At 67.8% G+C, this 24857-nt stretch carries 19 protein-coding genes; 10 read left to right on the forward strand and 9 right to left on the reverse strand.

The features are described from left to right. Nucleotides 1–33: 33 nt before the first annotated feature. Complete coding sequence (locus DIE16_RS12075) at nt 34–513, forward strand: glutathione peroxidase (RefSeq protein WP_069745053.1); 480 nt, start codon at nt 34–36, stop codon at nt 511–513. A 119-nt stretch (nt 514–632) separates the two neighbouring features. Here the strand turns inward: DIE16_RS12075 and cls are convergent, their stop codons facing one another. The 6 genes from cls to dapC all read right to left on the reverse strand — a co-directional run bounded on the left by cls (nt 633) and on the right by dapC (nt 6807). Next, nucleotides 633–2072 (reverse strand): cardiolipin synthase, encoded by a 1440-nt coding sequence (gene cls / locus DIE16_RS12080; protein ID WP_124486178.1) that lies wholly within the window; start codon nt 2070–2072, stop codon nt 633–635. 113 nt (nt 2073–2185) lie between these two features. Beyond that, complete coding sequence (prmB, locus tag DIE16_RS12085) at nt 2186–3094, reverse strand: 50S ribosomal protein L3 N(5)-glutamine methyltransferase (protein WP_124519992.1); 909 nt, start codon at nt 3092–3094, stop codon at nt 2186–2188. An 11-nt stretch (nt 3095–3105) separates the two neighbouring features. Then, nucleotides 3106–4245 (reverse strand): succinyl-diaminopimelate desuccinylase, encoded by a 1140-nt coding sequence (gene dapE, locus DIE16_RS12090; protein ID WP_124892333.1) that lies wholly within the window; start codon nt 4243–4245, stop codon nt 3106–3108. Nucleotides 4246–4333: 88 nt separating this feature from the next. Continuing rightward, on the reverse strand, nt 4334–4702 hold the full coding sequence (locus tag DIE16_RS12095; protein ID WP_124486181.1) for an ArsC family reductase: 369 nt from the start codon (nt 4700–4702) through the stop codon (nt 4334–4336). Then, a complete protein-coding gene (dapD, locus tag DIE16_RS12100) occupies nt 4702–5529 on the reverse strand; it encodes a 2,3,4,5-tetrahydropyridine-2,6-dicarboxylate N-succinyltransferase (protein ID WP_006478479.1) in 828 nt (275 codons plus the stop codon). Before dapD ends, DIE16_RS12095 begins: the two co-directional genes overlap by 1 nt. Before the next feature lie 45 nt (nt 5530–5574). Further along, nucleotides 5575–6807 (reverse strand): succinyldiaminopimelate transaminase, encoded by a 1233-nt coding sequence (gene dapC / locus DIE16_RS12105; RefSeq protein ID WP_124892334.1) that lies wholly within the window; start codon nt 6805–6807, stop codon nt 5575–5577. 159 nt (nt 6808–6966) lie between these two features. On the opposite strand from dapC, the gene DIE16_RS12110 reads away from it, so the two are divergent. The 5 genes from DIE16_RS12110 (at nt 6967) to def (ending at nt 15723) form a co-directional block, all read left to right on the forward strand. Continuing rightward, nucleotides 6967–7908 (forward strand): DMT family transporter, encoded by a 942-nt coding sequence (locus DIE16_RS12110; protein WP_044847937.1) that lies wholly within the window; start codon nt 6967–6969, stop codon nt 7906–7908. Nucleotides 7909–8049: 141 nt separating this feature from the next. Beyond that, the gene (gene smc, locus DIE16_RS12115; RefSeq protein ID WP_044847936.1) at nt 8050–11562 is read left to right on the forward strand and encodes a chromosome segregation protein SMC; all 3513 of its coding nucleotides are present in this window, start codon (nt 8050–8052) and stop codon (nt 11560–11562) included. Between the two features lie 85 nt (nt 11563–11647). Further along, entirely contained in the window at nt 11648–12937 is a 1290-nt protein-coding gene (locus DIE16_RS12120) for a cell division protein ZipA C-terminal FtsZ-binding domain-containing protein (protein WP_124892335.1), read from the forward strand. Nucleotides 12938–13117: 180 nt separating this feature from the next. After that, nucleotides 13118–15193, forward strand: coding sequence for an NAD-dependent DNA ligase LigA (gene ligA / locus DIE16_RS12125; protein WP_124570237.1), 2076 nt, complete (start codon nt 13118–13120; stop codon nt 15191–15193). Continuing rightward, nucleotides 15190–15723, forward strand: coding sequence for a peptide deformylase (gene def, locus DIE16_RS12130; protein ID WP_044847933.1), 534 nt, complete (start codon nt 15190–15192; stop codon nt 15721–15723). Before ligA ends, def begins: the two co-directional genes overlap by 4 nt. Nucleotides 15724–15831: 108 nt before the next feature. Here def and DIE16_RS12135 read toward each other — a convergent pair whose 3' ends face one another. Genes DIE16_RS12135 through map form a run of 3 tightly spaced genes read right to left on the reverse strand, consistent with a single transcriptional unit; the run spans nt 15832 to nt 21157 of the window. Continuing rightward, on the reverse strand, nt 15832–17694 hold the full coding sequence (locus DIE16_RS12135) for a pseudouridine synthase (protein ID WP_124892336.1): 1863 nt from the start codon (nt 17692–17694) through the stop codon (nt 15832–15834). Nucleotides 17695–17710: 16 nt separating this feature from the next. Beyond that, a complete protein-coding gene (locus DIE16_RS12140; RefSeq protein ID WP_124892337.1) occupies nt 17711–20287 on the reverse strand; it encodes a [protein-PII] uridylyltransferase in 2577 nt (858 codons plus the stop codon). A 54-nt stretch (nt 20288–20341) separates the two neighbouring features. Continuing rightward, entirely contained in the window at nt 20342–21157 is an 816-nt protein-coding gene (gene map, locus DIE16_RS12145; protein WP_021159103.1) for a type I methionyl aminopeptidase, read from the reverse strand. 368 nt (nt 21158–21525) lie between these two features. Between map and rpsB the strand changes: the two genes are divergently transcribed. The 4 genes from rpsB to frr all read left to right on the forward strand — a co-directional run bounded on the left by rpsB (nt 21526) and on the right by frr (nt 24843). Then, nucleotides 21526–22266 (forward strand): 30S ribosomal protein S2, encoded by a 741-nt coding sequence (gene rpsB, locus DIE16_RS12155; protein ID WP_006483818.1) that lies wholly within the window; start codon nt 21526–21528, stop codon nt 22264–22266. A 162-nt stretch (nt 22267–22428) separates the two neighbouring features. Beyond that, nucleotides 22429–23310, forward strand: coding sequence for a translation elongation factor Ts (gene tsf, locus DIE16_RS12160; RefSeq protein WP_034188848.1), 882 nt, complete (start codon nt 22429–22431; stop codon nt 23308–23310). 156 nt (nt 23311–23466) lie between these two features. Beyond that, a complete protein-coding gene (gene pyrH / locus DIE16_RS12165) occupies nt 23467–24180 on the forward strand; it encodes a UMP kinase (RefSeq protein WP_011885142.1) in 714 nt (237 codons plus the stop codon). Nucleotides 24181–24282: 102 nt separating this feature from the next. Then, the gene (gene frr / locus DIE16_RS12170; protein ID WP_006752152.1) at nt 24283–24843 is read left to right on the forward strand and encodes a ribosome recycling factor; all 561 of its coding nucleotides are present in this window, start codon (nt 24283–24285) and stop codon (nt 24841–24843) included. Nucleotides 24844–24857: the final 14 nt, after the last annotated feature.

The following is a 24857-nucleotide window of genomic DNA, read 5'->3' on the forward strand; positions in this document are numbered from 1 at the left end:
CACGTCGATACGGTTTCGTAAAAGGAGTGCCCGATGTCCACCCTGTATTCGTTCAGCGCAGAGACGCTCGCCGGTGCGCCGGCGTCGCTCGACGCGTATCGCGGCAAGGTGCTGCTGATCGTCAATACCGCGAGCGAGTGCGGTTTCACGCCGCAGTATGCGGGCCTGCAGAAGCTGTATGACCAGTACGCGGCCCGCGGTTTCTTCGTGCTCGGTTTCCCGTGCAACCAGTTCGGCAAGCAGGAGCCGGGCGACGCCACGCAGATCGGCGCGTTCTGCGAGCGCAACTACGGCGTCACGTTCCCGATGTTCGCGAAGATCGACGTGAAGGGCGACCACGCGCATCCGCTGTACCGCTACCTGACCGACGAGGCGCCCGGCATCCTCGGCCTCAAGGCGATCAAGTGGAATTTCACGAAATTCCTGATCGACCGCGACGGGCGGATCGTCAAGCGCTACGCGCCGTCGACGAAGCCCGAGGAAATCGCCGCGGATATCGACAAGCTGCTTTGACGGTTCGATGCGGCGAGCGGGCGGTTCGGATCGAGCCTGCCTGGGTCGCGGCGCCGGGGCATGCCGTGCGAAAGCATGCGCCGCCGGGCGGCGGCGCGGGGCCGGCGCTCGCGCAACCGCTACAGGATCGGCGCGAACAGGCGCGCGACGTGCATTGCGATACGCCGCCACGCGGGCGAGTGCCGATACTCGTTCGCATCGACTTCGTAGGCCAGCGCGAAATCGGCGTCGAGCATCGCTTCGACTTCGGCGGCGAACGCGCGGTCGACGGTCAGCACCATGATTTCGAAGTTCAGCCGGAACGAGCGGTTGTCGAGATTCGCGCTGCCGATGGCGGCCGCGACGCGGTCGATCAGCAGCACTTTCTGATGCAGGAAGCCGGGCCGGTAGCGAAACACCTTGACGCCAGCGTCGACGAGATCGCGCGCATAGAGCTTCGACGCTTCGAACACCACGTAGTGATCGCGCCGGCTCGGAATCAGGATGCGCACGTCGACGCCGCGCATCACCGCAAGCTTCAGCGCGGCGATCACCGCTTCGTCGGGCACGAGATACGGCGTCGTGATCCAGATCCGCTCGCGCGCGGCGTTGATCGCCTCGACGAAGAACAGCGAGCCGGTTTCCTGCTTGTCGGCCGGTCCCATCGGCACGGCGAGGCAATGCATCGCGTCGTCGGGTAGCGCCTCCGGCGGCGCGGCGAGCGGCGGCAGCGTCTGCGTGGCCCAGTGCCAGTCTTCGGCGAACACGTACTGGATGCTGGCCACCACCGGGCCGCGAATCTCGATATGGGTGTCGCGCCACGGCGACAGGCGCCGGTTCGCACCGAGATATTCGATACCGACGTTGAGGCCGCCGACGAACGCGCGATTGCCGTCGACGACGACGATCTTGCGATGGTTGCGGAAGTTGAGCTGGAAGCGGTTGACGAACTTGCGGTGGGTCGCGAACGGATGGACCTCGACGCCGCCGCGGCGCAGCGTGTCGACGTAGCCGCGCGGCAGGTCGAAGCTGCCGATGCTGTCGTACAGCAGGTAGCAGCGCACGCCGGCCGCCGTGCGGGCGAGCAGCGCGTCGCGCAGCATCTGGCCGAGCGCGTCGTCGCGCACGATGAAGAACTGGACGATCACGTAGTCGCGCGCGGCGTCGATCGCCGACAGGATCGCCGAGAAGGTTGCGTCGCCGTTCACGAGCGTGCGCACCGCATTGCCGCCGACGAACGGCATTCCGCCCAGCCGCGTGAGCGCGAGCACGGCGGCCCGGCCGATCGCGTCGGCGGCCTGCCCGTCGGTTGCGTCCGCAGCGAGCCATGGCGCGCGCGGTGCGTGCGTGCGCAGCGCTTCCATCTCGTGGCGTCGTGCATCGACGTAGCCGGAGAACTTGCTGCGGCCGAGGAACAGGTACGGGATGAGCGTCAGGTACGGCATCGCGGCGAGCGACACGGCCCATGCGATCGCGCCTTGCGACGTGCGGGTATTCATGAGCGCATGACACGCCGCGATGATCCCGAGCACATGGATGGCCAGGACCAGGGTGCCGAGATGTAGCCAGTCGAGGGTCATGGGCGCGTGACGGACTCCTGAAGTCGTGCGGCGCGACGGCCGCGTACGCGCATCTTACCCAACCGTGCGGGACAGCGGTGTGCCGTACCGCACGGTTGGGTCGCGGCGCGCCGTCAGGCCTTGCGCGGCAGGTCCGACGCCTGGATCAGGAACACGGCGTCGTCGCCCGCGCTGGTGGGCAGCCACGTGAGCTCGAGGCCGCCGAACGCGGCTTCGACGTGCTCGCGCTCGTTGCCGATCTCGACGACGAGCACGCCGTCGTCGTGCAGCCAGTTGTGCGCTTGCCCGATGATGCGCCGCACGATGTCCATCCCGTCGTCGCCGCCCGCGAGCGCCATTTCCGGCTCGTGCCGGTACTCGGGCGGGAGGGCCGCCATCGACGTCGCGTTCACGTACGGCGGGTTCGTCAGGATCACGTCGTAGCGCGTGTCGGGTTCGGCGCGGAACGCGGGCAGCGGCGTATAGAGGTCGCCGCGATGCAGCGTGATGCGATCGTCGAGGCCGTAGTCGCGCACGTTGATCTCGGCGACTTCGAGCGCCTTCTCGGACAGGTCGACCGCGTCGATCTCGGCATTCGGGAACGCGCTGGCCGCGAGGATCGCGAGGCAGCCGGAGCCGGTGCACAGCTCGAGCACCGCGCCGACCTGCTCGGGATCGGCGACATACGGCTGCAGCCCGTCGTCGAGCAGTTCGCCGATGAACGAGCGCGGCACGATCACGCGCTCGTCGACGTAGAAGCGGTGGCCGTGCATCCACGCTTCATGCGTGAGATACGCGGCCGGCACGCGGTCGGTCGCGCGTCGCTCGATCACCGCGAGCACGGCCGCGATTTCGTCGGGCAGCAGGCGGGCATCGAGGAACGGCTCGAGCGTGTCGAGCGGCAGGTCGAGCGTGTGAAGTACGAGGTAGGCGGCTTCGTCGTATGCGTTGTCCGAGCCGTGGCCGAACGCGAGCTTCGCCTTCGAGAAGCGCGTGACCGCATAGCGCAGCAGGTCGCGAACAGTTGCAAAAGGTGTCGTCATGCGAGGCTCCGTCAGGCGATCAGTTGTTCGAGCACGCGGCGGTACACGTTCTTCAGCGGGTCGACGAAGCGCACGTCGATGTGCTCGTCGATCTTGTGGATGCTGCCGTTCGGCGGACCGAACTCGATCACCTGCGGGCAGATGCGCGCGATGAAGCGCCCGTCGGACGTGCCGCCCGTCGTCGACAGCTCGGTCGTGAGGCCGGTCTCGGCGCGGATCGCGTTCTCCAGCGCGTTCGACAGGTCGCCGCGCGGCGTGAGGAACGGCAGGCCGCTCACCGACCACTTCAGCGAATATTCGAGGCCGTGCTTGTCGAGGATCGCATGCACGCGCGCCTGCAGGCCCTCGACGGTGCTCGCCGTCGAAAAGCGGAAATTGAACATCAGGTCCGCGTGGCCGGGGATCACGTTGGTCGCACCGGTGCCGGCGTGCAGGTTCGACACCTGCCAGGTGGTCGGCGGGAAGTATTCGTTGCCTTCGTCCCACTGTTCGGCGGCGAGCTCGGCGAGCGCCGGCGCGAGCAGGTGGATCGGGTTCTTCGCGAGGTGAGGGTAGGCGATGTGGCCCTGCACGCCCTTGACGATCAGTTCGCCCGACATCGAGCCGCGGCGGCCGTTCTTCACGACGTCGCCGAGTTCGGTGGTCGACGTCGGCTCGCCGACGATGCAGTAGTCGAGACGTTCGCCGCGCGCTTTGAGCAGCTCGACGACTTTCACGGTGCCGTCGGTGGCCGGGCCTTCCTCGTCGCTCGTGATCAGGAACGCGATCGCGCCGCGGTGGCCGGGGTGGGCCGCGACGAATTCCTCGGACGCGACGACGAACGCCGCGAGCGACGTCTTCATGTCGGCCGCGCCGCGGCCGTACAGCTTGCCGTCACGATGCGCGGGAATGAACGGCGGCGAGGTCCACTGCTCGAGCGGGCCGGTCGGCACGACGTCGGTGTGGCCCGCGAACGCGAGCAGCTTGCCGTCGCGGCCGTCGGCGCCGCGCTTGACGGCCCACAGGTTGGTCACGCCGTGCGACGCGATGGTTTCGCATTCGAAGCCGAGCGCGGCGAGGCGCTCGGTCATGATCTGCTGGCAATGCTGGTCGTCGGGCGTGACGGACGCGCGGGCGATCAGCTGTTCGGTAAGGGCTAGGGTGGCGGACATGGTTCGGACCACTTTCGATAAAAAATGCCGGCGCGGTGGCCGGCAGCGATGAGGCGTCGTGTGCAGCGCGGGCGCCGCGCGGGCCGCCCTAGGCGGCAAACAGCGCCGCGTACTGATCGGCCACGAAGCCGAGCGATTTCACGCGGCCGTTGACGACGAGCACGGGGCGCTTGATGACCGACGGCTTGTGGATCATCAGCGCAACCGCGCCGGACTTCGTTTCCGCGGCCGCCTTCATGGCGTCGTCCAGGCCGCGCCACGTCGTGCCGCGCTTGTTCACGAGCGCGTCGAGCGATACGTCCTTCAGCCAGTCTTCGACCAGCGGTGCGCTGACGCCGAGCTTCTTGAAGTCGTGGAACTCGAACGCGACGCCGTGATCGTCGAGCCACACGCGGGCCTTCTTCACGGTGTCGCAGTTCGGAATGCCGTAGACGACCACGGTGCGCGGCTTCGCCATCAGTCGCCTCGCAGCAGCTCGTTCAGACCGACCTTCGCGCGGGTCTTCGCGTCGACCTTCTTCACGATCACCGCGCAGTACAGGCTGTGCGAGCCGTCCTTCGACGGCAGGTTGCCGGCGACGACGACCGAGCCGGCCGGGATGCGGCCGTAGCTGACTTCGCCCGTTTCGCGATCGTAGATCTTGGTGCTCTGGCCGAGGTACACGCCCATCGAGATCACCGAGTTCTCCTCGACGATCACGCCTTCGACGACTTCCGAGCGCGCGCCGATGAAGCAGTTGTCTTCGATGATGACCGGGTTGGCCTGCAGCGGCTCGAGCACGCCGCCGATGCCGACGCCGCCCGACAGGTGCACGTTCTTGCCGATCTGCGCGCACGAGCCGACCGTCGCCCACGTGTCGACCATCGTGCCTTCGTCGACGTACGCGCCGATGTTGGTGTACGACGGCATCAGCACGACGTTCTTCGCGATGAACGAGCCGCGGCGCGCGATGGCCGGCGGCACGACGCGGAAGCCGCCCGCGGCGAAGTCTTCGGCCGTGTAGTTCGCGAACTTCGACGGCACCTTGTCGTAGAACTGCGAGTAGCCGCCCGCCGGCATCGGTGCGTTGTCCTCCAGGCGGAACGACAGCAGCACGGCCTTCTTCAGCCACTGATGGACGGTCCAGTTGCCGTCGATCTTCTCGGCGACGCGCAGTGCACCCTTGTCGAGCTGCTCGATCGCGTGCGCGACGGCTTCGCGGACGTCGGCGGGCGCGGCCTTCGGCGACAGCTCGGCGCGGTTTTCCCAGGCGGTATCGATGATTTGCTGAAGTTGTTGCGACATGTTCGTTTTCGCAGGAGATGAATGGAATTGATCGGGATGGACGTCTTACCGCGCGAGAGCCCGGCAGAAATCGACGATGCGTTGCGCGCCCTCGACGCATTCGGGGGTGCCCGCGACGAGCGCGATCCGGATGAAATCGCGGCCCGGATTCGTGCCGTGCGCATCGCGCGCGAGGTACGAGCCGGGCAGAACCGTCACATTATAGTCGGCGTACAGGCGGCGGGCGAACTCGGTGTCCGACAGGCCGGTGCGCGCGACGTTGGCCCACAGGTAGAACGCGGCGTCGGGCAGCTTCACGTCGATCACGTCGGCCAGCATCGGCGTGACCGTGCTGAACTTCTGCAGGTACAGCGCGCGGTTCTCGTGCACGTGCGCTTCGTCGTTCCACGCGGCGATGCTCGCGTGCTGCCAGACCGGCGACAGCGCGGCGCCGTGGTACGTGCGGTACAGCAGGAATTTTTTCAGCAGCGCGGCGTCGCCGGCGACGAAGCCCGAGCGCATGCCCGGCACGTTCGAGCGCTTCGACAGGCTCGACAGCATCACGAGCCGCTCGAAGCCGCGGCCGAGGCGGTGCGCGGCCTCGAGGCCGCCGAGCGGCGGCGCCGCTTCGTCGAAATAGATCTCCGAATAGCACTCGTCGGACGCGATCACGAAACCGTGGCGGTCGGACAGCGCGAACAGCTCGCGCCAGTCGTCGAGCGTCAGCACGGCGCCCGTCGGGTTGCCCGGCGAGCACACGTACAGCAGCTGGGTGCGCGCCCACACTTCATCGGGCACGGCCGCGTAGTCGCACGCGAAGTTGCGGGCCGGGTCGCTGTTCGCGAAATAGGGTTCGGCACCGGCCAGCAGCGCCGCGCCTTCGTAAATTTGATAGAACGGATTCGGACAGAGTACGATCGCCTTCTTGCCATCCGCGCGCGGGCGCGCGTCGATCACCGTCTGCGCGAGCGAGAACAGCGCCTCGCGCGACCCCGACACCGGCAGCACCTGCGTGGCCGGGTCGATTGCCGGCAGCCCGTAGCGGCGTTCGAGCCAGTGTGCGATCGACGTGCGCAGCGCATCCGAGCCGGCCGTGGCCGGGTACGACGCGAGACCGTCGAGCGCGGCCACCACGGCGTCGCGGATCAGCGCCGGCGTCGGGTGCTTGGGCTCGCCGATGCCGAAGCTGATCGGTTTCAGGTCGCTGGAAGGCGTCACGTCCTTGAACAGGGCGCGCAGCTTTTCGAAGGGATAGGGCTGGAGCGAGTCGAGTCGAGGGTTCACGGGCGAAGCGGCCATCGCGGCCGGTTGGAGCGAAAGGGGCGGCGCGGGTGCCGCACGGCTGCGAGCGGGCGCCGACGGCGCGCGGCTCGCAGCGGACGATTATAACGTGACGCAATGCGGTCGCGGCCCGCCGGAACGGCGGCCGGGCCGCTCGAATAAAGGGTAGCGAATCAAATGAATAACGCGGTACGTGGCAGCCTGCCGACGCTGGCCATCCTGATCGGCGCGTCGGTATGGGGCCTGATCTGGTATCCGCTGCGGATTCTCGCGTCGCTCGGGCTCACCGGCACGCTGGCGAGCGCGCTGACGAGCGTGGTCGCGTTCCTGTTCGTGGTCGTCGTGCGGCACCGCACGATCGCCACGCTGCGCTGGCACTGGGTGCTGCCGGGCATCGCGATCACGGCGGGCGTGACCAACCTCGGTTTCGTGTGGGGCACGATCCACGGCGAAGTGCTGCGCGTGATGCTGTTGTTCTACCTGACCCCGGCATGGACCGCGATCTACGCGCATTTCCTGCTGCGCGAGCGGCTGACCTGGGCCGGCGCGGCGCTCGCGGCGCTGTCGATCGGCGGCGCGATGCTGATGCTGTGGTCGCCGCAGCTCGGCGTGCCGCTGCCGGCCAACCCGGCCGAATGGGCGGGGCTCGCGGCCGGCCTGAGTTTCGCGATGAGCAACGTGCTCGTGATCAAGGCGAGCCGCGAGCTGCCGGAGATGCGCGCCGAGATGCGCACGGCGACGCTGTTCGGCGGCGCGGCGGTGTTCGGCGCGGTCGCGTCGCTGTTCGAGGGGCTGCCGGCCGCGCCGGCGGGAAGTCAGCTCGGCGTCGCGGCAGCGATCATCGCCGCGATCGGCGTGACGATGGCCGCCAACAACCTGCTCGTGCAATACGGGCTCGCGCGCGTGCCGGCGAACCGCGCGTCGATCATCATGCTGTTCGAGATCGTGATCACCGCGCTGTCGGCGTGGGTGTTCGCGAGCGAACTGCCGAGCGCGCGAGAGTGGGCGGGCGGCGCGTGCATCGTGCTGGCGACGCTGCTGTCGAGCCGGGTCCATCGTGCCGCGCCGGCATCGGGCAAACCCGGCGACGGGCGGGACGGCGCACGCGCGATGGTATGATGGAAGCCGTTTGCGGGGCCCAACGCTTGAGATGCGCGCGGCCCCGCTTTTGAATTCCGGGGCGCATCGCGCGCACGGGCCGTCCGGCCCCGCGCGTCGCGGCCCCGTCCGTTTCACCTCTTCTTCACATCCGATACCGCCGTGCGTCTGAGCTCGATCAAACTCGCTGGCTTCAAATCCTTTGTCGATCCCACGCATTTCCAGGTTCCGGGCCAGCTTGTCGGCGTGGTGGGCCCGAACGGGTGCGGCAAGTCCAACATCATCGATGCCGTGCGCTGGGTGCTCGGCGAGTCGCGCGCGTCCGAGCTGCGCGGCGAGTCGATGCAGGACGTGATCTTCAACGGCTCGACCGCCCGCAAGCCCGGCAGCCGGGCCAGCGTCGAACTGATCTTCGACAACTCCGACGGCCGCGCGGCCGGGCAGTGGGGCCAGTACGGCGAGATTGCCGTGAAGCGCGTGCTGACGCGCGACGGCACGTCGAGCTACTACATCAACAACCTGCCGGCGCGCCGCCGCGACATCCAGGACATCTTCCTCGGCACGGGCCTCGGGCCCCGCGCGTACGCGATCATCGGGCAGGGCATGATCGCGCGGATCATCGAGGCGAAGCCGGAAGAGCTGCGCGTGTTCCTCGAGGAAGCCGCGGGCGTGTCGAAGTACAAGGAGCGCCGCCGCGAGACCGAGAACCGCCTGCACGACACGCGCGAGAACCTGACGCGCGTCGAGGACATCGTCCGCGAGCTCGGCGCGAACCTCGAGAAGCTCGAGGCGCAGGCCGTCGTCGCGACCAAGTACAAGGAACTCGTCGCCGACGGCGAGGAGAAGCAGCGCCTGTTGTGGCTGCTGCGCAAGAACGAGGCCGCCGGCGAGCAGCAGAAGCAGCAGCGCGCGATCGAACAGGCGCAGATCGACCTCGAGGCGCAGACGGCGAAACTGCGCGAGGTCGAATCGCAGCTCGAGACGCTGCGGGTCGCGCATTACTCGGCGAGCGACGCGATGCAGGGCGCGCAGGGCGCGCTCTACGAGGCCAACGCCGAAGTGAGCCGCCTCGAGGCCGAGATCAAGTTCATCGTCGAATCGCGCAACCGCGTGCAGGCGCAGATCGCCGCGCTGAACGCGCAGCGCGAGCAATGGCGCGCGCAGGCCGAGAAGGCGCAGGACGAACTCGAGGAAGCCGAAGAGGCGCGCGCGATGGCCGACGAAAAGGCCGCGCTCGCCGAAGACAACGCGGCCGCGAAACACGACGCGCTGCCGGCGCTCGAGGCGAAATGGCGCGATGCGCAGGCGCAGCTCAACGACGAGCGCGCGCGGATCGCGCAGACCGAACAGTCGCTGAAGCTCGAGGCCGCGCACCAGCGCAATGCCGACCAGCAGCTCCAGCAGCTTCAACAGCGCCACGAGCGCCTGAAGTCCGAGGCGGGCGGGCTCGACGCGCCCGACGAAGCGCAGCTCGAGGAACTGCGCATGCAGCTCGCCGAGCAGGAAGAAATCCTCGCCGAAGCCCAGGCGCGCCTCGCCGATGCGCAGGAAACGGTACCGCGCCTCGACGGCGAGCGCCGCGCGGCCCAGGAGCGCGTGCAGGCCGAAAGCGCGCAGATCCACCAGCTCGAGGCGCGGCTCGCCGCGCTCAAGCAGCTGCAGGAGAACGTGCAGACCGAAGGCAAGATCCAGCCGTGGCTCGACAAGCACGAGCTCGGCGCGCTGCCGCGTCTCTGGAAGAAGCTGCACGTCGAGGCCGGCTGGGAAGCAGCGCTCGAGGCCGTGCTGCGCGAGCGGCTGGCCGCGCTCGAAGTGTCGAATCTCGACTGGGTGAAGGCGTTCGCGACCGATGCGCCGCCCGCGAAGCTCGCGTTCTACGCGCCGCCCGTGGCCGGCGAGCCGCCGGCCGCCGCGGCCGGGCTGCGCCCGGTGCTGTCGCTCGTGCGCATCGACGATGCAGGCATCCGCGCGGTGCTGAACGACTGGCTCGGCAACGTGTACGTCGCCGACGACGTCGCGCAGGCACTCGCGACGCGCGCGCAACTGCCGGCCGGCGGCGCGTTCGTCGTGAAGGCCGGCCACATCGTCACGCGTGTCGGCGTGCAGCTGTACGCGGCCGATTCGGAGCAGGCCGGGATGCTGGCCCGCCAGCAGGAGATCGAAAACCTGACGCGCCAGGTGCGCGCGCAGGCGCTGCTGGCCGACGAGGCCCGCACGGCGGCGGTGCGCGCGGAAGCCGCACACACGCAAGCCACGCAGGCGCTCGGCGACGTGCGCGCGCAGGCCGAACGCGCGACCCAGCGCGTGCATGCATTGCAGATGGACGTGCTGAAGCTCGCCCAGGCGCATGAACGCTACACGCAGCGCAGCACGCAGATCCGCGAGGAACTCGAGGAGATCGGCGCGCAGATCGACGAGCAGCGCGCATTGCGCGCGGAATCGGAAGCGAACTTCGAGCGCTTCGACGGCGAACTCGCGGAACTGCAGGCGCGCTTCGAGGACAACCAGCTCGCGTTCGAGGCGCTCGACGAATCGCTGACGCAGGCGCGCCAGGAAGCGCGCGACCTCGAGCGCGGCGCGAACGACGCGCGCTTCGCCGCGCGCAACGCGGTCACGCGCATCGACGAACTGAAGCGCAGCATCCAGGTCGCGCACGAGCAGAGCGAGCGCGTCGCCGCGTCGCTGGAAGACGCGCGCGCCGAACTCGAAACGATCAACGAGCAGACCGCGCACACGGGCCTGCAGGACGCGCTCGAAATTCGCGCGGTGAAGGAAGAGGCGCTGCAGGCGGCACGGATCGAACTCGACGACCTGACCGCGAAGCTGCGCGCGTCGGACGAGCAGCGTCTCGTCGCCGAGCGCTCGCTGCAGCCGCTGCGCGACCGCATCACCGAGCTGCAGCTGAAGGAGCAGGCCGCGCGCCTGTCCGTCGAGCAGTTTGCCGAGCAGCTCGCGGCGGCCGAGGTCGACGAGGAAGCGCTGCGCGAGAAGCTGACGCCGGACCTGAAACCGTCGTACCTGCAGGGCGAGGTCACGCGCCTGAACAACGCGATCAACGCGCTGGGTCCGGTCAACATGGCCGCGCTCGACGAGCTGAAGGCCGCGAGCGAGCGCAAGGTGTTCCTCGATGCGCAGTCGGCCGACCTGACCGACGCGATCACGACGCTCGAGGATGCGATCCACAAGATCGACCAGGAAACCCGCACGCTGCTGCAGGGTACGTTCGACGAGGTCAACCGTCACTTCAGCGACCTGTTCCCGCGCCTGTTCGGCGGCGGCCAGGCGAAGCTGATCATGACGGGCGACGAAATCCTCGATGCGGGCGTGCAGGTGATGGCGCAGCCGCCGGGCAAGAAGAACGCGACCATCCACCTGCTGTCGGGCGGCGAAAAGGCGCTGACCGCCACCGCACTGGTGTTCGCGATGTTCCAGTTGAACCCGGCGCCGTTCTGTCTGCTAGACGAGGTCGACGCGCCGCTCGACGACGCGAACACCGAGCGTTTCGCGAATCTCGTGCGCGCGATGTCCGACAAGACGCAGTTCCTCTTCATCTCGCACAACAAGATCGCGATGGAGATGGCGCAGCAACTGATCGGCGTGACGATGCAGGAGCAGGGCGTGTCGCGGATCGTCGCGGTGGACATGGAAACCGCCGCGGGTTTTGCCCAGAATTGACGTTTGAAGAAACCGGACCGCGTTCGCGCGGCGCATGGGCGCCCGTTCGCGGTTCCGACGAACAAGAATTGCTGATGGAGCGTGCATGGACGAGTTGACACTCGGTTTGATCGGCGCGGGCGCCGTCGTGGTGGGCGGCGTCGTGGTCTACAACGCGTGGCAGGGCGCGAAGGTGCGGCGCAGGATGCCGCGCCCGATGCCGGAAGAGGCGGTCGAGGCGATGAATCGCCCCGAGCGCGACGAAGAGCTGCCGTTCATCGAGCCGGTGCGCCAGCCCGCACGCCGCGAGCCCGCGGCGCCGGCACCGGCCGCCGCCGCCGCGAGCGCGCCGGTCGAAGCCGCGCGCGTCGAGCCGACCTTCGGCGGCGTGGCGCCTGCCGACACGCCGGCCGACCTGCAGGCCGAAGCCACCGGAGGCGACGCGCCGTCGGGGTCGACCGAGTCGGCCGAGCAGGCCGTCGACGATGCAGCCGCCGCGCAGGAAGCGCCGGCCGCCGCCGCATCGCACGAACCGGCCGAACCCGTGCTGCCGGCCGCCACGACGATTTCGTCGGCGCCGCCCGCGATCGTCGACCGCCGGATCGACTGCATCGTGCCGATTCGCCTCGGCGCGCCGCTGCCGGGCGACAAGATCCTGCCGGCCGCGCAGCGGCTGCGCCGCGCGGGCAGCAAGCCCGTGCATATCGAAGGCAAGCCGGAGGGCGGCCAATGGGAGCTGCTGCAGAACGGCGTGCGCTATGAAGAGCTGCGCGCGGCCGCGCAGCTCGCGAACCGCAGCGGCGCGCTGAACGAGCTCGAATTCTCCGAGTTCGTGACGGGCGTCCAGCAGTTCGCCGACACGATCGACGGCGCACCGGAATTCCCCGACATGATGGAGACGGTCGCGATGGCGCGCGAACTCGACGGCTTTGCCGCGCAGTGCGACGCGCAGTTGTCGATCAACGTGATGTCGGACGGCGCGCCGTGGTCGGCGAACTACGTGCAGGCCGTCGCGTCCCAGGACGGGTTGCTGCTGTCGCGCGACGGCACGCGGTTCGTGAAGCTCGACGCGAAGCAGAACCCCGTGTTCATGCTGCAGTTCGGTGACACGAACTTCCTGCGCGACGACCTGACCTACAAGGGCGGCAACATGATCACGCTGGTGCTCGACGTGCCGGTCGCCGAAGAGGACATCCTGCCGTTCCGGCTGATGTGCGATTACGCGAAGTCGCTGTCCGAGCGGATCGGCGCGCGGGTCGTCGACGATTCGCGCCGGCCGCTGCCGGAATCGACGCTCGTCGCGATCGACCAGCAACTGATGAAGCTGTACGCGAAGCTCGAGGAAGCGGGCATCCCGGCCGGTTCGCCGGTCACGCGCCGTCTCTTCAGCCAGTAACGCGTTGCACGGGTGGCGGCCTGACGTGCCGTCGCCCGTCGGTCGTTGCTGCTGCAGTGCACACACACACCGCCTGGGTGCACTGCAGCGGGCTTGCGCGGCACGCATCGCGCGCCCCCGTCGCGGCGTCAAACTGAGATAATCGAACATCCGATTTTTCAGAACGAATCTGCCGCCAGCATGGCCCGAACCCAAGCCGAACCGCCAGCCAGCCAGCCCGACGCGCGTGCCGCGTGGCTGCGCGACCAACTCGAGCGGGCGAATTACGCCTATTACGTGCTCGACCAGCCGGACCTGCCCGACGCCGAATACGATCGGCTGTTCGGCGAGCTGCAGCAACTCGAAACCGATCATCCCGAACTCGTGACGCCCGATTCGCCGACGCAGCGCGTCGGCGGCGAAGTGGCGGGCGGTTTCACGCCGGTCGTCCACGACGCGCCGATGCTGTCGCTGAACAACGGTTTCGCCGACGAGGACATCGTCGCATTCGACAAGCGCGTCGCCGATGCGCTCGACAAGACGACCGATCTCGCCGGCTCGGTGACGGACCCGGTCGAATACGCGTGCGAGCTGAAGTTCGACGGGCTCGCGATCTCGCTGCGCTACGAGCAGGGCGTGTTCGTGCAGGCGTCGACGCGCGGCGACGGCACGACCGGCGAGGACGTGACCGAGAACGTCCGCACGATCCGCTCGATCCCGCTGAAGCTGAAGGGCAAGCACGTGCCGGCCGTGCTCGACGTGCGCGGCGAGGTGCTGATGTTCAAGCGTGATTTCGCACGCCTGAACGAACGCCAGCGCGCGGCCGAGCAGCGCGAATTCGCGAACCCGCGCAATGCGGCGGCCGGCAGCCTGCGCCAGCTCGACCCGAAGATCACCGCGCAGCGCCCGCTGTCGTTCTTCGCGTACGGGGTCGGCAGGCTCGACGGGATGCCGATGCCGGACACGCACAGCGCGCTGCTCGACTGGTACGAGACGCTCGGCCTGCCGGTGAACCGCGAACGCGCGGTCGTGCAGGGCGCCGACGGCCTGCTCGGCTTCTTCCGCAAGGTCGGCGAGAAGCGCGAGTCGCTGCCGTACGACATCGACGGCGTCGTCTACAAGGTGAACCGGCGCGACGAGCAGGACCGCCTCGGCTTCGTGTCGCGCGCGCCGCGCTTCGCGCTCGCGCACAAGTTCCCGGCGCAGGAAGCGCTGACGAAGCTCGTCGCGATCGACGTGCAGGTCGGCCGCACGGGTGCGATCACGCCGGTCGCGCGGCTCGAACCCGTGTTCGTCGGCGGCGCGACGGTGACCAACGCGACGCTGCACAACGAGGACGAAGTGCGCCGCAAGGACATCCGGATCGGCGATACCGTGATCGTGCGGCGTGCGGGCGACGTGATCCCCGAGGTCGTCGGTGCGTTGCTCGAGCGCCGGCCGGATGACGCGGCCGAGTTCGTGATGCCGACCGAGTGCCCGGTGTGCGGCTCGAAGATCGAGCGCCTGCCGGACGAGGCGATCGCGCGCTGCACGGGCGGGCTGTTCTGTCCGGCGCAGCGCAAGCAGGCGCTGTGGCACTTCGCGCAGCGCCGCGCGCTCGACATCGACGGGCTCGGCGAGAAGATCATCGATCAGCTCGTCGAACTGAATCTCGTGCGCACGCCGGCCGACCTGTTCAATCTCGGTTTCGCGACGCTCGCTGAACTCGACCGGTTCGCCGAGAAGTCCGCGCAGAATCTGCTCGACTCGCTCGAGAAGGCGAAGCACACGACGCTCGCGCGCTTCATCTACGGGCTCGGGATCCGCCATGTCGGCGAATCGACCGCGAAGGATCTCGCGAAGCATTTCGGGTCGCTGACCCCGATCATGGACGCGTCGATCGAGGAACTGCTCGAAGTGAACGACGTCGGGCCGATCGTGGCCGAGTCGATTCACCAGTTCTTCGCGGAAGAGCACAACCGCACGGTGATCGAGCAATTGCGCGCGCCCGGCAAGGTCACGTGGCCCGAAGGCCCGCCCGCGCCGAAGGCGCCGCAGGGCGTGCTGGCCGGCAAGACGGTCGTGCTGACGGGCACGCTGCCGAACCTCACGCGCGACGCGGCGAAGGAGATGCTCGAAGCGGCCGGCGCGAAAGTCGCTGGCTCGGTATCGAAGAAGACGGATTATGTGGTCGCGGGCGCCGACGCCGGCAGCAAGCTCGCGAAGGCCGAGGAACTCGGCATCCCCGTGCTGGACGAAGACGGACTGCACCAACTCCTGGAGGGCAACACGCCATGATTCGCGAGATCCTGAAGATGGGCGATCCGCGCCTGCTCGAAGTCGCCAAGCCGGTCGAGCGGTTCGACACCCCCGAGCTGCACGAGATCGTCGCGGACATGTTCGAGACGATGCATCACGCGAACGGCGCGGGGCTTGCCGCGCCGCAGATCGGCGTCGGGCTGCAGATCATCATCTTCGGCTTCGGCAGCAACAACCGTTATCCGGACGCACCGCCGGTGCCCGAGACCGTGCTGATCAACCCGAAGCTCGAGTACATGCCGCCGGACATGGAAGAGGGCTGGGAAGGCTGCCTGTCGGTGCCGGGCATGCGCGGCGTCGTCAGCCGCTACGCGAAGGTGCGTTACAGCGGCTTCGACCAGTTCGGCGCGAAGCTCGACCGTGTCGCGGAAGGCTTCCATGCGCGGGTCGTCCAGCACGAATACGATCACCTGATCGGCAAGCTGTATCCGATGCGGATCACCGACTTCACGCGCTTCGGCTTCACCGAGGTGCTGTTCCCGGGGCTCGATCCGGCAGCAGACGACTGACCTTGATGCGGCTGCGCGCGCCGTGTTGCGCGTGGTTTCGTACCGGACACGAAAAAGCCCGCTTGCGCGGGCTTGTTTCATGGTGCGGCACGCAGCGCGTGCCCGCTGTCAGAACGACTCGTCGGCCGACAGGTAGCGCCATTGCCCCTGCGGCAGCGCGCCGAGCATCACGCGGCCCATCCGCACGCGCTTCAGGCCGATCACTTCGAGACCGACCAGTTCGCACATGCGGCGGATCTGGCGCTTCTTGCCTTCACGCAGCACGAAACGCAGCTGTTCGCCATTCTGCCAACTCACCATCGCCGGCTTCAGCGGGACGCCGTCGAGTTCGAGGCCGTGGCGCAGCTTCGCGAGCGATTCCGCGGGGAAGTGCTGGTCGATGTCGATCAGCCGTTCGCCGAAGCGCACGCGCACCAGATACTCCTTGTCGATGTCCGACTGCTCGCCGATCAGCTGCTTCGCGATCACGCCATTCTGCGTCAGTACGAGCAGGCCGGTGGAGTCGATGTCGAGCCGGCCGGCCGGCGCGAGCGCGTGCAGGTGCTGCGGCGAGAAGCGCAGCGGCGAGCGGTCGCCGCTCCACTGGTTGGCGCGCGTGATCAGCACCGATGCCGGCTCATAGCCGTCTTCCGCCTGACCCGACACATAGCCGACCGGCTTGTGCAGCAGGATCGTCACCTGCGCGGCCTGCGCGGCGCTCGCGCGCTCGTCGATCTCGATCTTCTGGTCCGGGCGGACCTTGGTGCCGAGCGTGTCGATGCGTTCGCCGTCGACGAGCACCCAGCCCTTTTCGATCCATTCGTCGGCTTCGCGGCGCGAGCACAGGCCGAGTTCGGACATGCGCTTCGACAGGCGCATCAGGCCGGTTTCGTCGCCGTGGTCGACGTCGGCCGCCGCGCGCTTGACCGGTTGCGCGGTCTTGACCGCACCGAACGAGCGGCGTTCGCCGTCGCGTGCGGGGCGCGTCGGGCGTTCGCCGAAGCTGCGCTTCGCGCCTTCGCCGGATGCCTTGTCGCGATAGGACGGGCGTTTGCCTTCATCGGCGCCTGCGCGGCGCGGGCGGGCGTCGTCATCACGACGCGGCGGGCGATCGGACGACGTGCGACGGTCGCCGAAGCTGCGTTTTGCGCCTTCGCTGGATGCGTTGTCGCGATAGGGCGCACGTGCGCCGCCTTCGCCACCCGCGCGACGCGGACGTGCATCGTCGTCGCGACGCGGCGGGCGATCCGACGACGTGCGACGGTCGCCGAAACTGCGTTTTGCGCCTTCGCCGGATGCGTTGTCGCGATACGGCGCACGTGCGCCGCCTTCGCCACCCGCGCGACGCGGACGTGCATCGTCGTCACGACGGGGCGGGCGATCCGACGACGTGCGACGGTCGCCGAAACTGCGCTTCGCCCCTTCGCCGGATGCGTTGTCGCGATACGGCGCACGCGGGCCACCTTCGCCACCCGCGCGACGCGGACGTGCATCGTCATCACGGCGCGGCGGACGATCCGACGACGTGCGACGGTCGCCGAAACTGCGCTTTGCGCCTTCGCCGGATGCGTTGTCGCGATAGGGCGCACGCGGGCCGCCTTCGCCACCCGCGCGACGCGGACGTGCATCGTCGTCACGACGGGGCGGACGATCGGACGACGTGCGACGGTCGCCGAAACTGCGCTTTGCGCCTTCGCCGGATGCGTTGTCGCGATACGGCGCGCGCGTGCCGCGTTCGGCACCGCCCTCACGCGGCGCACGCTTGGCCGGTGCGCGATCCGCGCCCGGGCGCTCGGCGCCTGCCGCGCCGCGCGGCTTGAACGAGCGTTCGCCGGCGGCGGCCGGCGCGGCCTTCTTCGGGCGCGCCGGCTTGTCGCCTGCGGGTAGCGCGGCGGGGCGCACCGCCTTGCGGGCGACGAGGCTGCCGGAGCGGACAGGGGCGCGGGTCGGCGACGCCGGCTTCGGATTCTTGACGGTTAATTTGGTGCGCATAAACGCTGGGATTCATTCAGACTGCGATCGCGCGCAGCAATTCGGTTTCGAGCTGGATCTGCAGGCGGTTGTCGGACAGGCCGGCACCGTCGAGCAGGAAGATGTCCTCGACGCGTTCGCCGAGCGTATTGATCCGCGCCGCGTGGACGCCGACCTGATGCTCGGCCAGGACGCGCGCGATCGAATAGAGAAGGCCCGGCCGGTCGTTGGCGGACACGGACAGGATGTAGTACTGGCCGCGCTCGTCGGCCCGGAGGTCGACGCGCGGCGTGATCGGAAACGTCCGCGACAACCGCGACAGGCGGCCCTTGGACGGCTCCGGCAGCGACGCGGTTTCGGCCAGGCGCGCCGCGAGTTGCTGTTCGACGAGATTCGCGATGTCGCGGTAGCGCACGTCGCGTTCGGTCTGCGTGACGATGAAGTTGTCGAGCGCATAGCCGTGCCGCGTCGTGCTGACACGTGCATCGAGCACCGACAGCCCGTTGCGGTCGAAGTACGCGCAGATGCCCGCGAACAGGTCGGGGCGATCCTTCACGTACACGAGCACCTGCAGCGCGTCGCCGATCGGCGACGGCCGCGCGCGCACGATCGCGGTTTCGGCGTTCACGTGCCGGTACAGCACGCGCGTCTGCCATGCGATGTCGGCCGCGTCGTGACGCAGGAAGAAGCCGACGTCGAGCTGGTCCCACAGCGCGCGGTGCGCGTCGTCGGGCACGGTCTCTAGGCGCAGCAGCGCGAGCGCCTGCTCCTGCCGCGACTTCAGTTCCGAATGCGCGTCGGGGTTCGCTCCGCCGAGCACCGCGAGCGTGATGCGGTACAGGTCCTCGAGCAGCTTGCCCTTCCAAGTGTTCCACACCTTCGGGCTCGTGCCGCGGATATCGGCGACGGTCAGCAGGTAGAGTGCGGTGAGGTAGCGCTCGTTGCCGACGACTTCGGCGAAGCGCTTGATGACTTCTGGGTCGCTCGTGTCCTGCTTCTGCGCGACCTGGCTCATCGTCAGGTGATGCTGGACGAGCCACACGATCAGCGACGCGTCGTCGCCGGTGATCCCGTGCTCGCGGCAGAAGCGCCGCGCGTCGGCCATCCCGAGCGTCGAGTGGTCGCCGCCGCGGCCTTTCGCGATGTCGTGGAACAGCGCCGCGACGTACAGCACCCACGGGCGCTCGAAGTTGCCGATCAGCTGGCTGCAGAACGGGTACTCGTGCGCATGCTCGGCCACCGCGAAGCGGCGGATGTTGCGCAACACCATCAGGATGTGCTGGTCGACCGTGTACACGTGGTACAGGTCGTGCTGCATCTGGCCGACGATGCGGCGGAAATTCAGCAGGTAGCGGCCGAGCACGCTCGTCTGGTTCATCAGCCGGAACGCATGCGTGATGCCTTCGGGCTGCTGCAGGATCTGCATGAACGTGCGGCGGTTCTGCGGATCGCGCCGCCACGTGTGGTTCATGATCTCGCGCGAGTTGTAGAGCGCGCGCAGCGTGCGGGCGGACAGGCCCTTCACGCCGCGGGTCGCCTCGTACAGCAGGAACGCCTCGAGGATCGCGTCGGGATGGCGTTCGAACACGCCGTCGTCGACGATCTCGAGCATGCCCTGCTTCTCGACGAAGCGATCGGGCGACAGCACGCGCGTGATGCCGCTCGTCGCGGGGAACAGCTGCGCCTCGATGTTCTGGATCAGGATCGTCGCCAGCTGCGTGACTGCTTTCGCGGCCCAGTAGTAGCGGCGCATCAGCTGCTCGCTCGCGCGTTTGGCCTGCGTCGGCCGGTAGCCGAAGCTCTCGGCGGCCTGCGTCTGCAGGTCGAACACGAGCATGTCCTGGCGGCGTCCGGCGATCACGTGCAGCCGCGCGCGCAGCGTCTTCAGGAATCCTTCGTTACGGCGCAGCTCGCGCGCTTCGCGATCGGTGATGAGGCCGCGCGTGTCGAGCTCGCGCCAGCTGCTGCCGAAGCCGGCCGCGCGCGCGATCCAGAGGATCGTCTGCAGGTCGCGCAGCCCGCCGGGGCTCTCCTTCACGTTCGGCTCGAGGCTGTACGGCGTGTCCTGGAACTTCGCGTGGCGCTGACGCATCTCGAGCACCTTCGCGGTGAAGAAGGCGCGCGCGTCGAGCGCCTCGTGATACCGCACGGTGAAGCGCTCGAACAGCGCGGTGCTGCCGACGATGCGGCGCGCTTCGAGCAGCGAGGTCTGCACGGTGACGTCCTGCGACGCCTCCTCGATGCATTGCTCGACCGTGCGCACGCTGCTGCCGATCTCGAGGCCGAGATCCCACGCCATCCCGATGAAGCGCTCGATCCGCGCGTCGAGCGCCGGGTCGTGCGCATCGGGCAGCAGCACCAGGATGTCGACGTCGGAGTGGGGCGCGAGCTCGCCGCGCCCGTAGCCGCCGACGGCGACGAGCGCGAGCGTCGCGGGCAGCCCGCAGTCGTCCCACACGCGCTTGAGCGCATCGTCGGTGAGTCTCGACAGCGCGTGCATCAGCGACGTGACGTTCGTCGCGCTGCGAAAGCGCTCGAGCAGGTCGGCCTTGGCGGCCTTGAATTCGGCGCGCTGCGACAGCGCTGCGGGCGAGGGGGCGGCGTGAGCGCTCATGGGCGGCCGTTCAGGTCAGCAGGTGAGGGGTGGGCGGGGCGGGCGCGACGGCGCTCAGACCGCGGCGGCCGGTTGCGCGAACACCGGGCGTGCCGGCGTGCCGGCGGACACGGTCAGCACCTCGTAGCCGGTTTCGGTGACGAGCACCGTGTGCTCCCATTGCGCGGACAGGCTGCGATCGCGCGTCTTGACCGTCCACTGGTCGGGCATCGTGCGGATGTCGCGCTTGCCGGCGTTGATCATCGGCTCGATCGTGAAGATCATCCCGGCCTTCAGTTCGATGCCGGTGCCCGGGCGCCCGTAGTGGACGACCTGCGGATCCTCGTGGAACACCGTGCCGATGCCGTGGCCGCAGTATTCGCGCACGACGCTGTAGCCCTGCGCTTCGGCGTGCTTCTGGATCGCGTAGCCGATGTCGCCAAGGTGCGCGCCGGGCTTGACCTGGTCGATGCCGAGCCACATGCACTCGTAGGTGGTCTGCACGAGGCGCTTCGCGAGGATCGAGCCTTCGCCGACGATGAACATCCGGCTGGTGTCGCCGAAGTAGCCGTTCTTGATCACGGTGATGTCGATGTTCAGCGCGTCGCCGTTCTTGATCACCTTCTCGCCGGGAATGCCGTGGCAGATCACGTCGTTGACCGAGATGCAGGTGGCCTTCGGGTACGGCGGATAGCCGGGCGGCTGGTAGTTCAGCGGCGCGGGGATCGTGCCCTGCTCGTTGAGCATGAATTCGTGACAGAGCCGGTCGAGTTCGGCGGTCGTGATGCCCGCGACGACGTGCGGCGTGATGAAGTCGAGCACTTCGCTCGCGAGACGGCAGGCGACGCGCATCTCGGCGATGTCGTGTTCGTTTTTGAGCGTAATAGCCATCGAGGTATGCCTGGAATGCGGTGAATTGACGGATTATCGCACCTTATGGCGGGCCTCGCAGCCCCTGCCGGCGGTGCCGGTGCGGGTTTTCGCGGATTGTCCGGCCGGCTGCCCCGCGGCAGGCGAAAGTGGCGGGCGACTTGAGAGCCGACAAATCGGCGTGCTATACTCTTTGGCTAAGTCGACATCCAAATGCCGAACATGCCCCGATGTGGGGTGGTATCGCGACGGCATCAGGATGAAAGGCTTGCGGCACGGGCAGTTTCGCACGTGCCGAATCGCAAGCCGGCGCAACCAGGGTGCCGGCCGCGCGGAACGCGCGGCGGTACGGCAGCCGGCTTAAGACCCAACCCTCGTGGAGAATTTACATGGCAGTCACGATGCGCCAAATGCTGGAAGCGGGTGTCCACTTCGGTCACCAGACGCGCTTCTGGAACCCGAAGATGGCCCCGTTCATTTTCGGTCACCGCAACAAGATTCACATCATCAACCTCGAAAAGACGCTGCCGATGTTCACGGACGCACAGAAGTACGTGCGCCAGCTGGCAGCGAACCGCGGCACGATCCTGTTCGTCGGCACGAAGCGCCAGTCGCGTGACACGATCGCCCAGGAAGCGCAACGTGCGGGCATGCCGTACGTCAACGCGCGCTGGCTCGGCGGCATGATGACCAACTTCAAGACGCTGAAGGTATCGATCAAGCGCCTGAAGGACATGGAAGCGGCAGTCGAGGCAGGCGAGCTCGAGAAGATGAGCAAGAAGGAAGCGCTGCTGTTCGAACGCGAAATCGCCAAGCTGCAGAAGTCGATCGGCGGCGTGAAGGACATGGGCGGCATTCCGGACGCAATCTTCGTCGTCGACGTCGGCTACCACAAGATCGCCGTCACGGAAGCGAACAAGCTGGGCGTGCCGGTCATCGCCGTGGTCGACACGAACCACTCGCCGGAAGGTGTGGACTACGTGATCCCGGGCAACGACGACTCGAGCAAGGCAGTCGCGCTGTACGCTGAAGGCGTGGCCGACGCGATCCTGGAAGGCCGTGCGAACGCGGTCAACGAAGTGGTCCAGGCAGCGCGTGGCGACGACGAGTACGTCGAGGAAAACGCGTAACTGGCCCCGAGCCGGCGCAAAAAGGGGGCTCTCAACAGGCCCCCTTTTTTTAAGCTTGTGCGCCGGACCTGATCGCGCCGAATCGGCGCGGGTCCGGAAACGATTTTCGGCCGTTCGCGTCCAAGCGGGCGGCGTTGTGAATACAGACTCAAGGAGCGAATGATGGCGGCAATTACCGCAAGCATGGTGGCAGAACTGCGCGCAAAGACCGACGCACCGATGATGGAGTGCAAGAAGGCGCTGACGGAAGCCGACGGCGACCTGGCCAAGGCTGAAGAGCTGCTGCGCGTCAAGCTCGGCAACAAGGCGAGCAAGGCGGCATCGCGCGTGACGGCAGAAGGCGTCGTCGCATCGTTCGTCGGCGGCAACGCAGGCGCGCTGGTCGAGCTGAACTGCGAAACCGACTTCGTCGCGAAGAACGACGACTTCCTCGCATTCTCGAAGACGGTTGCAGAACTCGTCGCGACGCAAAACCCGGCCGACGTGGCAGCGCTGTCGGCACTGCCGCTCGACGGTTCGACGGTCGACGCAGTCCGCCTGGCCCTGATCGGCAAGATCGGCGAGAACGTCTCGATCCGCCGTTTCGTCCGTTTCGAAACCGCGAACAAGATCGCAACGTACCTGCACGGCGCGCGCATCGGCGTGATCGTCGAGTACACGGGTGCGGAAGAGCAGGTCGGCAAGGACGTCGCGATGCACATCGCCGCGATGAAGCCGGTCGCCCTGTCGTCGGCCGACGTGCCGGCGGAACTGATCGAGACGGAACGCCGCGTCGCCGAGCAGAAGGCTGCCGAATCGGGCAAGCCGGCTGAAATCGTCGCGAAGATGGTCGACGGCAGCGTCCAGAAGTACCTGAAGGAAGTGTCGCTGCTGAACCAGACGTTCGTGAAGAACGACAAGCAGACGATCGAGCAGATGCTGAAGGCAGCGAATGCGGCCGTGCAGAAGTTCGCGCTGTTCGTCGTCGGCGAAGGCATCGAGAAGCGCCAGGACGACTTCGCCGCCGAAGTGGCCGCGCAAGTCGCAGCAGCAAAGCAGCAGTAAGCAGTCAGGCAGTATCCGCGGCGGGCGTCCGCTCCGCCGCGGCCGGCGGCGCCGCCGGCCGGCCGGGAAACCCGGTCCGGTCGCCGGCGCTTGCCCGAATCAGTATTTCGCCCCTACAGTTCGTGGTTGTCATCCTCTCGTCGCTCGGAAGCCCCTATGTCCAATGCCTATAAACGCGTCCTCCTCAAACTCTCCGGCGAAGCGCTGATGGGCGACGATGCCTTCGGCATCAATCGCGCGACGATCGAACGGATGGTGGCGGATATCGCCGAAGTCGTGGGTCTCGGTACGCAACTCGCGGTCGTGATCGGCGGCGGTAACATTTTCCGCGGTGTCGCGGGCGGTGCGGCCGGCATGGACCGCGCGACGGCCGACTACATGGGGATGCTGGCGACGATGATGAACGCGCTGGCGCTGCAGGACGCGATGCGCCACGCCGGCATCGTCGCGCGCGTGCAGTCCGCGCTGCGCATGGATCAGGTCGTCGAGCCGTACATCCGGCCGCGCGCGATCCGCCAGCTCGAGGAGGGCAAGGTCGTGATCTTCGCGGCCGGCACGGGCAACCCGTTCTTCACGACGGACACGGCCGCCGCGCTGCGCGGTTCGGAAGTGGGCGCCGAGGTCGTTTTGAAGGCGACCAAGGTCGATGGCGTATATTCTGCCGATCCGAAGAAGGATCCGTCGGCCACGCGCTACACGACGATCAGCTTCGACGAGGCGATCAGCCGCAATCTGCAGGTGATGGACGCGACGGCCTTCGCGCTGTGCCGCGACCAGAAGCTGCCGATCCGCGTGTTTTCGATCAACAAGCCGGGCGCGCTCAAGCGCATCGTGCTGGGCGAGGACGAAGGTACGCTCGTCCACGTGTAAACTCCCGCGGATGCGGGCAAGCGGCGCGGGTCGCCGGCCGTGGTGCGTGGCGCACCGGGCGCGGCCCGCGTTCATTGAAGGTTGGAAGGTTCGGAGGTTGAAATGAGTGTCGCTGATGTCAAGAAGGGCGTAGAGCAGAAGATGCAGCGCTCGATCGAAGCGTTCAAGAACGATCTGGCGAAGATCCGTACGGGCCGTGCGCATACCGGTCTGCTCGATCACGTGCAGGTCGACTACTACGGTTCGATGGTGCCGATCTCGCAGGTTGCGAACCTGACGCTCGTCGACGCACGCACGATCGGCGTGCAGCCGTGGGAAAAGAACATGGTCGCGAAGGTCGAGAAGGCCATCCGCGAAGCCGATCTGGGCCTGAACCCGGCCACGGCCGGCGACCTGATCCGCGTGCCGATGCCCGCGCTGACGGAAGAGCGCCGCCGCGAGCTGACCAAGGTGGTCAAGAGCGAAGGCGAAACGGCCAAGGTCGCGATCCGCAACCTGCGCCGCGACGCGAACGAAGCGCTCAAGAAGCTCGTGAAGGACAAGGAAATCTCGGAAGACGACGAGCGCCGTGCGAGCGACGACGTGCAGAAGCTGACCGACAAGCACGTCGCCGAAGTCGACAAGCTCGTGCAGAGCAAGGAAGCCGAGATCATGACGGTCTGACGACCGTCCTCGCG

It is taken from the genome of Burkholderia sp. Bp9090 (assembly GCF_003857985.1).
Lineage (GTDB): Bacteria > Pseudomonadota > Gammaproteobacteria > Burkholderiales > Burkholderiaceae > Burkholderia.

Excerpts from the sequence above, each read along its gene's own strand:
- cls (WP_124486178.1), bottom strand. The coding sequence starts at position 2,072 with ATGACCCTCGACTGGCTACATCTCGGCACCCTGGTCCTGGCCATCCAT.
- dapD (WP_006478479.1), bottom strand. The coding sequence starts at position 5,529 with ATGTCGCAACAACTTCAGCAAATCATCGATACCGCCTGGGAAAACCGC.
- ligA (WP_124570237.1), top strand. The coding sequence starts at position 13,118 with ATGGCCCGAACCCAAGCCGAACCGCCAGCCAGCCAGCCCGACGCGCGT.
- prmB (WP_124519992.1), bottom strand. The coding sequence starts at position 3,094 with ATGACGACACCTTTTGCAACTGTTCGCGACCTGCTGCGCTATGCGGTC.
- tsf (WP_034188848.1), top strand. The coding sequence starts at position 22,429 with ATGGCGGCAATTACCGCAAGCATGGTGGCAGAACTGCGCGCAAAGACC.
- frr (WP_006752152.1), top strand. The coding sequence starts at position 24,283 with ATGAGTGTCGCTGATGTCAAGAAGGGCGTAGAGCAGAAGATGCAGCGC.
- pyrH (WP_011885142.1), top strand. The coding sequence starts at position 23,467 with ATGTCCAATGCCTATAAACGCGTCCTCCTCAAACTCTCCGGCGAAGCG.
- def (WP_044847933.1), top strand. The coding sequence starts at position 15,190 with ATGATTCGCGAGATCCTGAAGATGGGCGATCCGCGCCTGCTCGAAGTC.
- DIE16_RS12075 (WP_069745053.1), top strand. The coding sequence starts at position 34 with ATGTCCACCCTGTATTCGTTCAGCGCAGAGACGCTCGCCGGTGCGCCG.
- map (WP_021159103.1), bottom strand. The coding sequence starts at position 21,157 with ATGGCTATTACGCTCAAAAACGAACACGACATCGCCGAGATGCGCGTC.
- DIE16_RS12135 (WP_124892336.1), bottom strand. The coding sequence starts at position 17,694 with ATGCGCACCAAATTAACCGTCAAGAATCCGAAGCCGGCGTCGCCGACC.
- DIE16_RS12095 (WP_124486181.1), bottom strand. The coding sequence starts at position 4,702 with ATGGCGAAGCCGCGCACCGTGGTCGTCTACGGCATTCCGAACTGCGAC.
- rpsB (WP_006483818.1), top strand. The coding sequence starts at position 21,526 with ATGGCAGTCACGATGCGCCAAATGCTGGAAGCGGGTGTCCACTTCGGT.
- dapE (WP_124892333.1), bottom strand. The coding sequence starts at position 4,245 with ATGTCCGCCACCCTAGCCCTTACCGAACAGCTGATCGCCCGCGCGTCC.
- DIE16_RS12140 (WP_124892337.1), bottom strand. The coding sequence starts at position 20,287 with ATGAGCGCTCACGCCGCCCCCTCGCCCGCAGCGCTGTCGCAGCGCGCC.
- DIE16_RS12110 (WP_044847937.1), top strand. The coding sequence starts at position 6,967 with ATGAATAACGCGGTACGTGGCAGCCTGCCGACGCTGGCCATCCTGATC.
- DIE16_RS12120 (WP_124892335.1), top strand. The coding sequence starts at position 11,648 with ATGGACGAGTTGACACTCGGTTTGATCGGCGCGGGCGCCGTCGTGGTG.
- dapC (WP_124892334.1), bottom strand. The coding sequence starts at position 6,807 with ATGGCCGCTTCGCCCGTGAACCCTCGACTCGACTCGCTCCAGCCCTAT.